This is a genomic window from Alcanivorax sp. (assembly GCF_040118815.1).
Classification (GTDB): domain Bacteria; phylum Pseudomonadota; class Gammaproteobacteria; order Pseudomonadales; family Alcanivoracaceae; genus Alcanivorax.
Genome location: NZ_JBEDTC010000006.1, coordinates 375,406 through 389,075 on the forward strand (window position 1 = coordinate 375,406; position 13,670 = coordinate 389,075).

Consider the following 13,670-nt stretch of genomic DNA (forward strand, 5'->3'; position numbering starts at 1 on the left):
GCGCCGTGACGCTCCTTCCTTCCGCTGTTTCTTCCGGACCACGTCGTCTGTATGAACGGTGGCTGGCCCGCCGTCTGCCGGCGGCCAGTCAGATTGTCTTGAATCAAAAACGTATTTTCATTTTTCCTACCGGCTATGGTTTTTTCTATTTGCTGGTGGCTGCGCTGTTGTTTATTGGCGGCATTAACTATGAAAACAATCTGATTCTTTCCCTGTCGTTTTTGATGGCTAGCCTGTTTCTGGTGGCCATCTTGCATACCTTTCGCAACTTATCTGCCCTGGGCCTGCGCAATGGTACGGCGGAATCCGGTTTTAGCGGCGAAGAGGGCGCGCTGGAGGTGGTGTTATTTGCTGAGCAGCGAGCGCACCACTGCATCTGGTTACGCTGGCCGGGGCAAGATACACAGCAAGTGAGTGTCATGGCGGGGGAAGAGGAGAGCCTGTGGCTGAACCTGTCTCTGGCCCGACGGGGAAAAATACCGGCACCACGTTTGAAAGTGGAAAGCCGATTTCCGCTAGGGTTACTGCGTACCTGGTCTTACGTGACTTTGGATCATTATTGCCTTGCCTGGCCTCGACCGCAGGAAAATGAGGACTGTCCGGCAGATGGGGGCCAGAACAACCAGCGCGCATTCAGCAGCGGCCAATCCGGCAATGAGGAATTTCAGGGCCTGCGCCGCTATGTACCCGGCGACTCCTTGCGCAAGATTGACTGGAAAGGATATGCCCGTGGTCGCGGCCTTAACACAAAGTTGTTTGAAGAGCCGGTGGGTGGGCGACTCTGGCTACGTTGGGACAAGCTCGAGGGGCTGGGTGATGAGCAGCGCCTTTCCATCCTCTGTCACTGGGTGCTGCAACTGGATCGGCAGCACCAGCCCTACGGGTTGGTGCTGCCGGGCTTGACGTTGGCACCGGACACCGGTGATGTGCATCGCTGGCGCTTGCTGGATGCGCTGGCCTGTCACCCGGAGTTCTGATGGCACGTATTTACCAGGTTCCTTCTCATACCCGGCTTTGGCTAACCCTTGCGGTGACGCTCTGTGCGTTACCTCAATTGCTCAAAGGCCCTCTCTGGCAGGGTGGCCTGTTTGCGTTGGTGGTCGCGATCCGCGCACTGGTAAACCGTCAGCGGCTGGCGTTGCCTGGACGTATTATCCGCAGCCTGTTGCTGATGGGTGCGGTGGCGCTCACTTTCTATAGCTTTGGGCGCCTGTACGGCCCGGAAGCCGGGGTAGCCCTGTTGGTGTCTCTGTTCGGACTCAAATATTTGGAAGTGGTTAGTCAGCGCGATGCCTATGTATTGCTGGTGCTGGGTTTTTTTGTCTGCGCGACCTCGCTGCTGTTCTCTCAAAGCCCGCTGATGTTTCTCTATGTGTTGTTGTGCATGATGCTGCTCACCGCCTGCCTGGCGGGTATCAACCATAGCGACACCCGTGCCAAGGGCCTGCAACACCTCAAGCGTGCCGGCGTGATTATGGCCCAGGCAATCCCCTTGATGCTGATTCTGTTTGTGTTGGTGCCGAGGGTGGCGCCGCTATGGAACATGCAGGTGGGCAACGGAAAAGCCCGTACTGGGATGACGGACAGCATGGCCCCCGGACAGATCAGCGAGCTGTCAGAGTCGTCCGCGCTGGCGTTCCGTGTCGCTTTTGACGGCGATATGCCGCCGCCGGCAGAGCGCTACTGGCGCGGCCTGACATTGAGCCATTTTGATGGCCGGGCCTGGCAGCAGGCCATTCCTCGCGGTATGGACGAAGCGGCGTACTTGTACAGCGGTCGCGAGCAGGCTCCTGACTGGGTAAAGGCACTGACCGCCGGTCGCAGCGACGGCACCAGCTATGCCTATGAGGTGATTGTCGAACCTACTCAGCGGCGTTGGCTGTTCGCCATGCCGGTGCCGTTTGTGAGTGAGGGGGGCGTGAGCCTGGCCCGGGACATGCGGCTGGTGGCAAACAACCCGGTAAGCCAACGGCAGAGCTATCAGGTGGTCAGTGTGCCGGCGGCGACCCGCCGGCTACCCTTGGCGCCACAGGAAAAAGCGCTGATGCTGTCGATTCCTGACGAGAGCGGCCGTCGTGCCCGTGGTCTGGCTCAGCAGTGGCGCCTGGAGAGCCGTTCAGATGCTGCAGTGGTGCAGCAGGCGCTGAGGTATTTTCGCCAACAGCCTTTCCACTATACGCTGCGACCGCCCAAACTGGTGGCCGACCCCATTGACGATTTCCTGTTCCGTTCGCGCAAGGGGTTCTGCGAGCATTATGCCTCCAGTTTTACCTTCCTGATGCGCGCTGCCGGCATTCCTGCCCGAGTGGTGGTGGGCTATCAGGGGGGCGAACAGAATAGCCTGGGTTCCCACCTGCTGGTGCGCCAATACGACGCCCATGCCTGGAGTGAGGTGTGGCTTGAGGGGCAGGGCTGGGTGCGGGTGGATCCCACCGGTGCGGTGGCGCCTGAGCGCGTGGAGCTTGGGTTACGGGCTGCCCTTGAAGAGGGCGACTCCGGGGGTGCGCTGGATGGTATTCAACTCGATGGCTTTGCTGGTAGTGGCCTGTTGGGCGTGATGCGCGAGTGGGCAGACTATGTGGATTTCCGCTGGCAGACCTGGGTGTTGGGTTATGACAGCCAGCTGCAATTGTCCGTGCTGAGCAAACTATTGGGGCAGGTGACGCCGCTGCGTGTGGCGGTGACACTGATGGTGTCTGTGGCATTGCTGCTGGGACTGTATGGCCTGTATTTATTCTGGCGCAACCCGGTCCATAGCCAATCGCCCATGGAGAAGGAATTCTGGCGGTTACATCAGCGTGTGCAGGGCTGCGGACTGGCGTTGTCCCCGGGCGTGACCCCTTCACAGTTGGCTGAGGCCATTGCAGGGCGCTGGCCCCGGGCTGCCAGCCCGGCCCGTGACTGGGCCCGTTACTACCAGCGTGCTCTGTACGATCCACGGCAAAAAGCCAGTAAACAGCAAATGCGCCATTTACGTGGCCTGAGAAATCGCTTATACAAATTATTGGACTAGTGTGCCAGCCGGGAGCTGGCTACGCTGGTGTTCGCTGCAAAGATTGCTTTGGGTTGTTATGGAGAACGACGAATGCGCGCCGCAAATTACAAGAAAGCGTTAGAATTGACAGAGCACACCCCTTGGGCCCAGCAGTTCTGGGATGATCTGGTGCCCCTCAAGAACAAGGTAGTGAACCACCCGGTATTCGCGGAGATGGCCAGTGGCCAATTGAGCCTGCCGCGTTTCCGTTGTGCGTTATTGAATTTCTATCCGCTGGTAGAAAACTTCCCCAAATATATGGGGCTGAACCTGGCGAAAACCCTGCCGGGCCGTTTCCCGGGCCACGAGCAGGCGAAGAACTGGTTGATCGGTAACATCAAGATTGAGCAGCGCCATGCTTATTGGTATCAGGACTGGGCCATGGGTTTTGGCCTGACACTGGAGGACCTGGAATTCGTGGAGCCGCCTGCGGCCATGGATGCCGTCAATCATTTCCTCTGGACCATGGGCCGGCAGGGGACCCTGGAAGAGGGTGTTGCCGCCACCAATCTTGCCATTGAATGGGCTACAGGTGAGTGGAGCCAGAGCGTGGTTAAGGGCATGAAGGCCTATCAGGAAGACGGCATCGCCACCATCAACCGCCATTCCATGGCCTGGTTGCGGGCCCATGCCTCTTACGATGATGATCACCCCCATGAAGCCATGGAGTTGATCAAGTTAATCTGTGTGGATCAACCCAGCCGTGACCGAGCCTTCAAGGCCGCCCTGCGCGGGCTGGAGTACTACATCCAGGCACTGGATTATTGCTACCAAACGCCGGAAGCTTGAAGCTGGAGGGCCTGATGCGCGCCTGACCTTCACTTCAAACCGTCAGGCATGCTGCGTCAGGCCTCGGGCGTTTCTACATATACACCTTTAACTTGTCGCGAATCACTTTCTGGATGGCCTTGATTTCCATGGGGGAGCGGTCCACCAGCTTGGACGGCTGGATGCGATGCAGGTGAAGGCAGGGAAAATCTTTACGGAAAGCGCGAAGGTCGCCTTTGGTAATCACCGGAAGGAAAGGGACTTCCTTGGTTTCTTTTTTCATCAGCGCCCACAGCCCCACTTTCAGTGGCACTGGCTTGATAACACGCTTGCCGTATTTCAGCAGCCGCAACGTCAGATGCAGCCCCTCTTTACCAAACAGATCGCCAGGTACGATGTACATGCCGCTGGCGTGCACACTGTGGTCACCAATGCTGTTGAAGGTATCGTGGTAGGCGTACGGGTTGGGCAGAATGACCATTGAGCGATCATCACCATCGGGCAGTGAGATGTCGTAGTTGGTATACAGCTGCTGCACTGGCGCACTGTAAACACACAGCGTTTCCTGGAACTGTTTGATAAAATTGACCGCCCGCTTGTGGTTGTCAAACTGGTCCAGTTTCCAAATTAGATGCTCAGGGATCCCCAAATCATTCAGCATAAATCACTATCTGACGTAGTTATTAATTATTAGCTATATGAGCAGAATATAGCATAGGTTTTGCTCGTCACGAGCATTAGCGCGTGATGAAAAGTATCAGCGTGACGGTGGTCACGCTGAAACGGCGACGGACGTAACGAATGGCAGCATTTTTCCCGGTAGATCAGGCAATTAACCCGCTTTTACAGGCGTTAAAAGCGCACGGCCGTGCCATTCTCGAGGCGCCGCCGGGGGCGGGGAAGTCCACCCGTGTGCCACTGGCGCTACTGGACAGTGATTGGGGGCAGCGCGGGACGATTCTGATGTTGGAACCGCGTCGCGTGGCCGCTCGATCGGTGGCCACGTTTATGGCTTCGCAACGGGGAGAACCGGTGGGGCAGTCGGTAGGTTATCGCACCCGTACCGATACCCGGGTGAGTGGCCAGACGCGCCTGGAAGTCGTCACCGAAGGCGTGCTCACACGTATGCTGCTCAAAGATCCCGAACTGCCGGGCGTGAGCCTGGTGATCTTTGATGAATTCCATGAACGCTCACTGAATGCAGACCTGGGCTTGGCCCTGATTCTGGAAGCGGGTGAGGCGTTTCGCCCGGATCTTGGCCTGTTGGTGATGTCGGCGACCCTGGATTGTGGCCCGCTTGAATCCCTGCTGCAGGCGCCGGTAGTGCGCAGCGAGGGACAGAGCTACCCGGTATCCGTCACCTATGCGCCGGTGCCTGCCCGCCAGGATTGGCGGGATTATTGCGCTGCACAGATAATGGCGCTATCGGCTGATGCTGGGGTAATGCTGGTTTTTTTGCCGGGTCAGGGCGATATGCGTCGGGTGGCGAGCCAGCTGCATCAGCGGGCTTGTCGGGTGCCTGTGGCCACGCTTCATGGGGGCTTGTCTTTGGACAAGCAACAACAGGTGCTTGAGCTGGCCGCCAGCGAGGCGCGCTTGATCGTCTTGACCACCAATGTGGCGGAGACCAGTTTGACCATTGAAGGGGTGACTCATGTGGTCGATAGCGGTTTTGCCCGTGAGCCGATCTACGATCCCGCCCGTCACCGTACCCGGTTAGTGACCCGCCGCATTAGCGATGCCAATGCCCGGCAACGTAGTGGCCGGGCAGGCCGTCTGGGTCCGGGGTATAGCTTGCGCCTGTGGGGAGAAACCGACGTACTGGCGCGCTATCAATTGCCGGAAATTCAGCGCGTGGGGCTGGATCGGCTGGTGCTGGATCTGGCTCGTTGGGGCTGCCGCGAGCCGCAACAGATGTCATGGCTGGATGTACCGCCGCAGGCCGCCTGGGACAGCGCGGTAAAACGCCTGCAGCGCGGCGGTGCGCTGGATCACAGTGGTTCGTTAACACCGCGGGGTGAGGCCATTGCCCGGCTTCCCGTAGACCCGGCGCTTGCCATTCTATTGATTGCTGCCAAAGAGGCGGGGCTTGCTGAGTCGGCCGCCCGGTTGGTCGCGTTATTGTCCGAGCGGGATATTCTTCCCGGTGAGGGCGTGGATTTGCGGCGGCGTCTGGAGGCGCTGGAGAATCAGCCGCAACGCTTTGGTGCGGTGCTTGCCGAGGCCAAACGTCTCATAGCAGGAGCCAGTCAGGTATCACACGATTGGCGTGACGCCATGGGCGGTTTGCTGGCCTCGGTGTTTGCGTTGCAGATAAGCCGACTCCGAAGCGGCGGCCGGGGGCGCTACCAAATGGCCGAGGGGCCGGGCTTGTTCCTGCATGACAGCGATAGCCTGCAAGGAACGGAATGGTTGCTGGTCATGGATACGGATGGGCAGCCTAAAGATGCTCGCATTCGCCTTGCCTGGCCGCTTACCGAACAAGAGGTTGAGTCTGTGCTGGCGCAGCATGGCACTTGGCGGGAGCAGATTGGCTGGGACACAGAAAAGCAGCGAGTTACTGGGCGGCGTGAGCGGGTGCTGGGCAATCTGGTGCTGCAAAGCCAGACGCTGGCGTCACTGAGTAATGAGCAGCAGATCGCCGGCCTATTGGCCGGCATCCGTAGCCTGGGGCTTGCGGTGCTTCCGTGGGAAGAAAGCTGGCGCCAGTGGCAAGCGCGAATTCTGCGTTTGTCTGTGCTGCAACCGAATGCGGGCTGGCCTGATGTGAGTGATGCGGGCCTTCTGTCAGGCCTTGAGCAGTGGCTGGCGCCGTACCTAGCGGGGATGCGCAGTGTGGCTGATTTGAAAAAAGTGCCATTGGGAGCGGCGTTGTCGGGGCTGTTGTCGATGGACCAGCAGCGCCAATTGAAGCAGTGGATGCCGGAAACCGTGATGATCCCTACCGGGCGTAGCGTGCGTTTGGATTACACCGGTGAGCATGTGGTACTGGCCGCCAAGTTACAGGAACTGTTTGGCTTGCAATCCCTTCCGCCGCTGGCCGGCGGGGCGCTTGCGATTACCGCGCACCTGCTGACACCGGCAGGACGCCCGGCCGCCATTACCGATAATCTGGCGCGGTTCTGGGCAGAGAACTATGCGGCAGTGCGCAAAGACCTGCGTGGTCGCTATCCCAAGCATCCATGGCCGGAAGATCCCCTGCAGGCACGGGCGACCGGGCTGACCAAACGACGGCTGGGACAGTAGGGCTTTTGATCTTCCGGGGTTTGTCCGCTTACGGCCCGACCTACTCAGTGCCGATTAGTCGCGCAAGCCCCCACAAAAAAGCCCGGCTGCGAAGCCGGGCTTTTTTGTGTTCCGTGAAACGGTCAGTCAGTCGTTATACAGACTGGGCAACCGGGATCTTCACGGTGTCTGCCACTTCCTGGTATTCGGCCATCTGGTCGAAGTTCAGGTAGCGGTAGATCTCGGAGGACATGGAATCGATGGTGTTCGCGTATTCCATATACTCTTCGGTGGTGGGCAACTTGCCGAGGATGGACGCCACAGACGCCAACTCAGCGGATGCCAGGTACACATCTGCACCCTGACCCAGACGGTTCGGGAAGTTACGGGTGGAGGTGGATACCGCGGTGGACTTCGGCGCGATGCGAGCCTGGTTACCCATGCACAGGGAGCAGCCGGGCATCTCGGTACGCGCACCGGCGCTGCCGAAGATGTTGTAGTAGCCTTCTTCGGTGAGCTGGTGCTGATCCATCTTGGTCGGCGGAGCGATCCACAGACGGGTCGGCATGGTGCCGCTTTCCACTTTCTGAAGCAGTTTACCGGCTGCGCGGAAGTGACCGATGTTGGTCATGCAAGAACCGATGAACACTTCGTCGATCTTGGCGCCAGCTACGTCGGACAGGGTCTTGGCATCGTCCGGGTCGTTCGGGCAGCACAGTACTGGCTCGTTGATCTGGTCCATGTCGATTTCGATGACGGTGTGGTACTCGGCATCGGCATCAGCACGCATCAGGCTCGGGTTGGCCAGCCACTCTTCCATGCCCTGAATCCGACGCTCAATGGTACGGGCATCGCCGTAGCCGTTGGAGATCATCCACTTGAGCATGGTGATGTTGGACTTCAGGTATTCGGTCACGCTGTCTTCAGACAGGGTGATGGTACAGCCAGCAGCGGAACGCTCGGCGGATGCATCAGACAGTTCGAACGCTTGTTCAACGGTCAGGTCATCCAGGCCTTCAATTTCCAGTACCCGACCGGAGAAGACGTTGACCTTACCGGCTTTAGCGACGGTCAGGTGGCCTTCTTTAATGGCTTGCATGGGGATCGCATGCACCAGGTCACGCAGGGTGATGCCCGGCTGGCGTTTGCCCTTGAAGCGAACCAGTACCGATTCCGGCATGTCCAGCGGCATCACACCGGTGGCAGCAGCAAACGCAACCAGACCAGAACCGGCCGGGAAGGAAATGCCCATGGGGAAACGGGTGTGGGAGTCACCACCGGTACCTACGGTATCGGGCAGCAACATGCGGTTCAGCCAGGAGTGGATGATGCCGTCGCCCGGACGCAGGGAGACACCGCCACGGTTCATGATGAAGTCAGGCAGGGTGTGCTGGGTTTCCACGTCAACCGGCTTGGGGTAAGCGGCGGTGTGGCAGAAAGACTGCATCACCAGGTCGGCCTGGAAGCCCAGGCAAGCCAGATCTTTCAGCTCGTCACGGGTCATCGGGCCAGTGGTGTCCTGGGAGCCAACGGTGGTCATCTTCGGCTCGCAGTACATGCCGGCGCGAACGCCTTCCATGCCGCAAGCTTTGCCGACCATTTTCTGGGCCAGAGTGAAGCCCTTGTCAGAATCACCCGGTTGTTCCGGCTTGCGGAACAATTCGGACGGTGCCAGACCCAGGGCTTCGCGCGCCTTGGTGGTCAGGCCGCGACCGATGATCAGGTTGATACGGCCGCCGGCACGTACTTCGTCCAGCAGTACCTGAGAACGCAGGTCGAATTCAGCGATCACTTCGCCGTCTTTTTCGACCTTGCCAGCGAACGGGTAAACGTCGATGACGTCACCGGTGTTCATTTTTTCCACGTCGCATTCAAAGGGCAATGCGCCGGAATCTTCCATGGTGTTGAAGAAGATCGGAGCGATCTTGCCGCCGATACAGACACCGCCAGCACGCTTGTTCGGTACGAACGGAATGTCGTCACCGAAGTGCCACAACACAGAGTTGGTGGCGGACTTACGGGAAGAACCGGTACCCACAACGTCGCCCACATAGGCAACCGGGTGGCCTTTTTTCTTCAGTTCGTCCATCTGGGTCAGCGGACCGATTTCGCCGTCTTTTTCCGGGTTAATGCCATCACGGGCATTTTTCAGCATGGCGTTGCCGTGCAACGGAATATCCGGGCGGCTCCAGGCGTCCTGTGCGGGGGACAGGTCGTCAGTGTTGGTTTCGCCGGTGACCTTGAATACGGACAGGGTCATTTTTTCGGCCAGGTCGGCACGCTTGGTGAACCATTCGCCTTCCGCCCAGGACTCGATCACTTCCTTGGCTTTGGCATTGCCGGCTTTCATTTTGTCTTCCACGTCGTGGAATGCATCGAAAACCAACAGGGTGTGCTTGAGTTGCTCGGCGGCTTCGTCAACCAGCTCAGCATCATCCAGAGCTTCGATCAACGGGGCCACGTTATAGCCACCCTGCATGGTGCCCAACAGCTGGACAGCACGCTTCTTGTCGATCAGAGGGGAGCTGGCTTCGCCTTTCACAATCGCGGTCAGGAAAGCGGCCTTTACGTATGCGGCCTGATCCACACCCGGTGGAACGCGGTTTACGAACAGGTCCTGGATAAATTCTTCTTCGCCAGCCGGCGGAGTCTTCAGCAGTTCTACCAGGTCGGCAACCTGCTGTTCGGTAAGCGGCTTTGGCGGTACACCTTCAGCGGCGCGCTCTTCTACATGTTTGCGATAGGCTTCTAGCACAGCGTTTCCCTCGTCGTCGTCTTGGCTGATTTCTTTTGGAAATCAGTCTTTTAGGGTGTTACTGGGGGTTGGAATTGCGCGCGGAGTATAGCGGAATTGGCATCAATTGTTAAGCCAAACCGGGGTTGCAACCATTCATGGCATGAATACTCACAATCACTGAAAGCGGTGAGCCACTGAAATCGTGGGAAGCGGGTTTGGGAAGTCAGGCCTGGTAGGGCGTGTCGACCCCGGCTGGTGGGCGGCGAAAGCGCTTGTAGCTCCACAGATACTGGCTGGGTGACTCGTCGATAAGATGCTCGATGGAGGCGTTCATGGCGGTCAGTGAAATGTCCAGGTCATCATCCGCCACGGCGGAGTCTGCCGGACGCACCCGGATTTCGTAGCCTTGGGTGCCGGGCAGACGACGGGCCCAAGCCATAAACGTGACGGCCTGTGTCTGGCGAATCAACTTGCAGGCGAGCGTGCCAGTGTAAGCCTGCTGGCCATAAAAGGGGGCATGCCGTCCGCTGCGGCGGTCGGGTACCTGGTCCGGCAGAATTGCGGTAAGAGCGCCTTTTTTCATGGCTCGCACCAAGCCGGCGACGCCTCGGGCGGTGGTCGGGTACATGGTAGAGCCAAAATGCTCCCGGCCGCTGCGTACCAAGTTGTCGACTTCCGGTAGGCCTGAGGGGGCAAACATGGCATGCAAGCCAAATTCGGTGGCGAGCCAGAAATTCAATACCTCCCAGCAGCCCAGGTGTGGCGCCAGGATCATGATGGGCTTGCCGTCTCGTACCGCTTGTCGCAACGGCGCCTCCCCGTCAACGGCTACCACCCGTTTCAGTCCCTGCTCAGGGTGGCGCCAGAACAAGGCGATTTCGAAAGTATTTTTGACGCTTTCTATAAGTGACTGGCGTGCCAGCCGGGTCTGTTCTGACTCTGAGAGGGTGGGATAGCAGAGCGCCAAGTTGGTCTTGCTGACTTTTAATGCCTGCGTGGGCAACCAGGCAAGCAACGTACCGACGGCGGTGGCGATAGCTCGATTGATGGCAAAGGGCAGGCTGCCCAGCAGTCGCAATGCGATGATGGCCGCCTGTCCTTTTACTCGTTGTACGCGTGGATGTGTTTTTCTGCCCATGGCGCGACAGTATACGGGCGCGACGGGTGAGCACCAGTCGTGCGGATGAGATTGCCTGCAAAAACGCTATAATGCTCGCGCCTGTCTGCGGATGGGTCACTTTTAGCCAGCGAGATCCCCATGCACGACATTTCCCATATCCGCGATTTTCTCCCCTGTGCCACGCCGTCAGCCTGGGTCGACTGGGCATTACAGCACCCGGATATCCTGCTTATCGACCACGCTCACTGCGAAAAGAAAGCAGCCAGTACGGCGATTAACTTGATGTTTCGCTACGTGGACCGCCCCGACTTACTGGATACGCTAAGCCAGTTGGCCCGCGAAGAGCTGCTGCATTTTGAGCAAGTGGTCCAGCTGATGCGCAAACGTGGTGTGCAGTACGATCACATGACGCCGGCGCGCTATGCCAAGGGGTTACGCCTGAGTATTCGCACGTCTGAACCTGGACGGTTGGTGGACACCATGATTGTGGGGGCGTTAATTGAAGCGCGCAGCTGTGAGCGTTTTGCGGCGCTAGCGCCCCATGTGGATGCGGAGCTGGGGCGTTATTATCATTACCTGTTGAAAAGTGAATCGCGGCATTTCGAGGATTATTTAAAACTGGCGGAGCAATACGCCGGGGAGCCCATTGAGGAGCGAGTGAATTTCTTTAAGGGGCTGGAGCAGGACTTGATCGAATCACCGGACGAGGAGTTTCGTTTTCATTCGGGCGTACCTGCCTGACGAAGTTGCTGTAGAAGTACCTTTGGAGGTGCGAACCTCGCTTGCGGGTGATCAGGCCTATCCGATAGGTGACGTTAGCATCTGCCCCGTGGGTTCGCGCCTCAAGAAGCGCTCCTACAGATTAAATCTCAAAGCTTTCCAGTCGCATGCCATCTTCGCTGTCGGCGATAATCTGCCAACCCTGTTCGCCCCAGTCTCCCAGTACCCAGCGTTTACCGGTGCCGTCAGGCAGGGTGACGTCGTGCACGTTCGGGCGGTGGGTGTGGCCGTGGATCAAATGCTTAACGCCGGCTTCCTGCATTTCCCGGACCACTTCCTCCGGGGTGACATCCATGATGTTTTCCGCCTTGTTGGCATTATTTCCCTGGCTTTGCATACGCATGCCCTGGGCGATCATGCGCCGTTCTTCCAGCGGCTTGGCAAGCATACCCTGTTGCCACTGTGGGTTGCGGGCCATGGTGCGGAACTGTTGGTAGGCGGTGTCTAGGGTGCACAGGCTATCGCCATGCATCAGAATTGCCGCGGTGCCGTAGAGGTCAACCACGGTGCCTTCGTCCAACAGAGTGCCACCGCAGGCATCGGCAAAATCGTTGCCGAGCATGAAATCCCGGTTGCCGTGCATGAAGTAGAGCTTGCTGCCGCTGTCGGAAAAGCGCCGGAACGCGCTGATGGCATCCAGGTTGAAGGCGGTATCGTCATCGTCGCCAATCCAGGCTTCGAAGAGGTCGCCGAGCACATAGAGGGCGTCAGCCTTGCCTGCGTGTTGCGCGAGCAGCTGCTTGAGGCCTTCCAGGTGCTCCGGGCGAATTGGATCTAAGTGTAAGTCGGAAATAAAAAGGGTGTAGCTCATGGTTATTGAGCGTCCTTTTCTTTGCTGCCCTTCTTTTCGGTGTTTGCGACGGGCTTGTCCGCACCGGTGTCGAGCCGGTAGGCCTTGGTAATCAGGATCGGTACTTGCGGGACGTTGCGGGCCATCATGCCGTTAAGGCGTTGGCTGGTGGTGCGTTCGCGGGCAATGTTGTCGACCACACTCATACCGTCGGTGACCTGGGCAAAAACAGCATAGCCCCAGCCGCGGCTGTTTTTGCCGCTAAAATCCAAGTCGCGGTTGTCGACCAGGTTGACGAAGAACTGGGCGGTGGCCGAATGCGGGTTACTGGTGCGAGCCATGGCCAGGGTGCCGCGTTTGTTCTTGAGGCCGTTGTCAGCCTCGTTCTGAATCGGAGCGCGAGTCGCCTTGCGCTGGCCGCTCTGATCAAAGCCACCACCCTGAATCATGAAACCGCTGATGACGCGGTGAAACTGGGTGCCATTGTAGAAGCCACTGTCCAGATACTGGAGGAAGTTGGCGACACTTTTCGGGGCTTTGTCTTCGTACAGCTCAATGGTGATGGGGCCGGCGGTGGTGTCCAGGCGGACCACCGGGTTGGCCAGCAACAGACCGGGGAGCAGGGCGAGCAGGGCAGCAGCAAGGCGCATGACGATCAGTCCTCAATCAGCTCGGCAGATTCGATCAGTACGGGCTCTACCGGCACATCCTGGTGGCCAGCGCTGTTGCCGGTGGCCACATTGCGGATTTTCTCGACCACATCCATGCCTTCAGACACAGCACCGAATACGGCATAGCCCCAGCCGTCCTGGCTGCGTTCCTTGTCCAGGAAGTGATTGTCGGCCACGTTGATGAAAAACTGTGCTGAGGCGGAATGCGGATCCGGGGTACGCGCCATGGCAATGGTGCCGGCCTTGTTGGACAGGCCGTTGCCGGCTTCATTCTGAATGGTGGCGCGGGTGGGCTTCTGCTGCATGTCTTCGGTGAAACCACCGCCCTGAATCATGAAGTTGCTGATAACGCGGTGGAAGATGGTGCCATCAAAGTGGCCTTCCTTGACGTATTGCACGAAGTTCTCGGTGGTTCCCGGCGCTTTCTCTGCGTCCAGTTGCAGGGTGATTTTGCCGTAAGTTGTTGTCAGCAACACTTTCATTGATGTTTCTCCGCAGGGTCGGGCCCGTCAGTTAACGCCTATTTTGCGAGCAGAGGGGCCCTG

At 58.6% G+C, this 13,670-nt stretch carries 11 protein-coding genes; 5 read left to right on the top strand and 6 right to left on the bottom strand.

The window, feature by feature from the left end; translation table 11 throughout:
• The first annotated feature begins 5 nt into the window (after positions 1-5).
• The 3 genes from ABNH18_RS05775 to ABNH18_RS05785 all read left to right on the top strand — a co-directional run bounded on the left by ABNH18_RS05775 (position 6) and on the right by ABNH18_RS05785 (position 3,823).
• A complete protein-coding gene (locus ABNH18_RS05775) occupies positions 6-977 on the top strand; it encodes a DUF58 domain-containing protein (RefSeq protein WP_349381898.1) in 972 nt (323 codons plus the stop codon).
• On the top strand, positions 977-3,013 hold the full coding sequence (locus tag ABNH18_RS05780) for a transglutaminase TgpA family protein (protein WP_349381899.1): 2,037 nt from the start codon (positions 977-979) through the stop codon (positions 3,011-3,013). The genes ABNH18_RS05775 and ABNH18_RS05780 overlap by 1 nt, the downstream gene beginning before the upstream one ends.
• A gap of 72 nt (positions 3,014-3,085) precedes the next feature.
• A complete protein-coding gene (locus ABNH18_RS05785; RefSeq protein WP_349381900.1) occupies positions 3,086-3,823 on the top strand; it encodes an iron-containing redox enzyme family protein in 738 nt (245 codons plus the stop codon).
• Between the two features lie 73 nt (positions 3,824-3,896).
• Here the strand turns inward: ABNH18_RS05785 and ABNH18_RS05790 are convergent, their stop codons facing one another.
• The gene (locus tag ABNH18_RS05790; RefSeq protein WP_349381901.1) at positions 3,897-4,463 is read right to left on the bottom strand and encodes a hypothetical protein; all 567 of its coding nucleotides are present in this window, start codon (positions 4,461-4,463) and stop codon (positions 3,897-3,899) included.
• 140 nt (positions 4,464-4,603) lie between these two features.
• Between ABNH18_RS05790 and hrpB the strand changes: the two genes are divergently transcribed.
• Positions 4,604-7,048, top strand: coding sequence for an ATP-dependent helicase HrpB (gene hrpB / locus ABNH18_RS05795; protein WP_349381902.1), 2,445 nt, complete (start codon positions 4,604-4,606; stop codon positions 7,046-7,048).
• 133 nt (positions 7,049-7,181) lie between these two features.
• On the opposite strand, the gene acnB is transcribed toward hrpB, so the two are convergent.
• Positions 7,182-9,782, bottom strand: coding sequence for a bifunctional aconitate hydratase 2/2-methylisocitrate dehydratase (acnB, locus tag ABNH18_RS05800; RefSeq protein WP_349381903.1), 2,601 nt, complete (start codon positions 9,780-9,782; stop codon positions 7,182-7,184).
• A 205-nt stretch (positions 9,783-9,987) separates the two neighbouring features.
• Complete coding sequence (locus ABNH18_RS05805; RefSeq protein WP_349381904.1) at positions 9,988-10,902, bottom strand: lysophospholipid acyltransferase family protein; 915 nt, start codon at positions 10,900-10,902, stop codon at positions 9,988-9,990.
• Between the two features lie 120 nt (positions 10,903-11,022).
• Here ABNH18_RS05805 and ABNH18_RS05810 point away from each other — a divergent pair, with 120 nt between their 5' ends.
• Positions 11,023-11,625, top strand: a complete 603-nt coding sequence (locus tag ABNH18_RS05810) for a MiaE family protein (RefSeq protein WP_349381905.1) — start codon at positions 11,023-11,025, stop codon at positions 11,623-11,625.
• A gap of 121 nt (positions 11,626-11,746) precedes the next feature.
• Here the strand turns inward: ABNH18_RS05810 and ABNH18_RS05815 are convergent, their stop codons facing one another.
• From ABNH18_RS05815 to ABNH18_RS05825, 3 genes are read right to left on the bottom strand one after another with little or no spacing between them, the layout of a single operon-like run.
• Positions 11,747-12,475 carry a UDP-2,3-diacylglucosamine diphosphatase gene (locus ABNH18_RS05815; protein WP_349381906.1) on the bottom strand — a complete coding sequence of 243 codons (729 nt, stop codon included), beginning with the start codon at positions 12,473-12,475 and terminating at the stop codon, positions 11,747-11,749.
• Positions 12,476-12,477: 2 nt separating this feature from the next.
• Positions 12,478-13,104: a peptidylprolyl isomerase gene (locus ABNH18_RS05820; protein WP_349381907.1), complete on the bottom strand. Its 627-nt coding sequence runs from the start codon at positions 13,102-13,104 to the stop codon at positions 12,478-12,480.
• Positions 13,105-13,109: 5 nt separating this feature from the next.
• Positions 13,110-13,607, bottom strand: coding sequence for a peptidylprolyl isomerase (locus ABNH18_RS05825; RefSeq protein WP_349381908.1), 498 nt, complete (start codon positions 13,605-13,607; stop codon positions 13,110-13,112).
• Positions 13,608-13,670: the final 63 nt, after the last annotated feature.

Coding starts and splice junctions, on each gene's coding strand:
- ABNH18_RS05815 (WP_349381906.1), bottom strand. CDS start 12,475: ATGAGCTACACCCTTTTTATTTCCGACTTACACTTAGATCCAATTCGC.
- ABNH18_RS05780 (WP_349381899.1), top strand. CDS start 977: ATGGCACGTATTTACCAGGTTCCTTCTCATACCCGGCTTTGGCTAACC.
- ABNH18_RS05785 (WP_349381900.1), top strand. CDS start 3,086: ATGCGCGCCGCAAATTACAAGAAAGCGTTAGAATTGACAGAGCACACC.
- ABNH18_RS05805 (WP_349381904.1), bottom strand. CDS start 10,902: ATGGGCAGAAAAACACATCCACGCGTACAACGAGTAAAAGGACAGGCG.
- ABNH18_RS05820 (WP_349381907.1), bottom strand. CDS start 13,104: ATGCGCCTTGCTGCTGCCCTGCTCGCCCTGCTCCCCGGTCTGTTGCTG.
- ABNH18_RS05790 (WP_349381901.1), bottom strand. CDS start 4,463: ATGCTGAATGATTTGGGGATCCCTGAGCATCTAATTTGGAAACTGGAC.
- ABNH18_RS05825 (WP_349381908.1), bottom strand. CDS start 13,607: ATGAAAGTGTTGCTGACAACAACTTACGGCAAAATCACCCTGCAACTG.
- hrpB (WP_349381902.1), top strand. CDS start 4,604: ATGGCAGCATTTTTCCCGGTAGATCAGGCAATTAACCCGCTTTTACAG.
- ABNH18_RS05810 (WP_349381905.1), top strand. CDS start 11,023: ATGCACGACATTTCCCATATCCGCGATTTTCTCCCCTGTGCCACGCCG.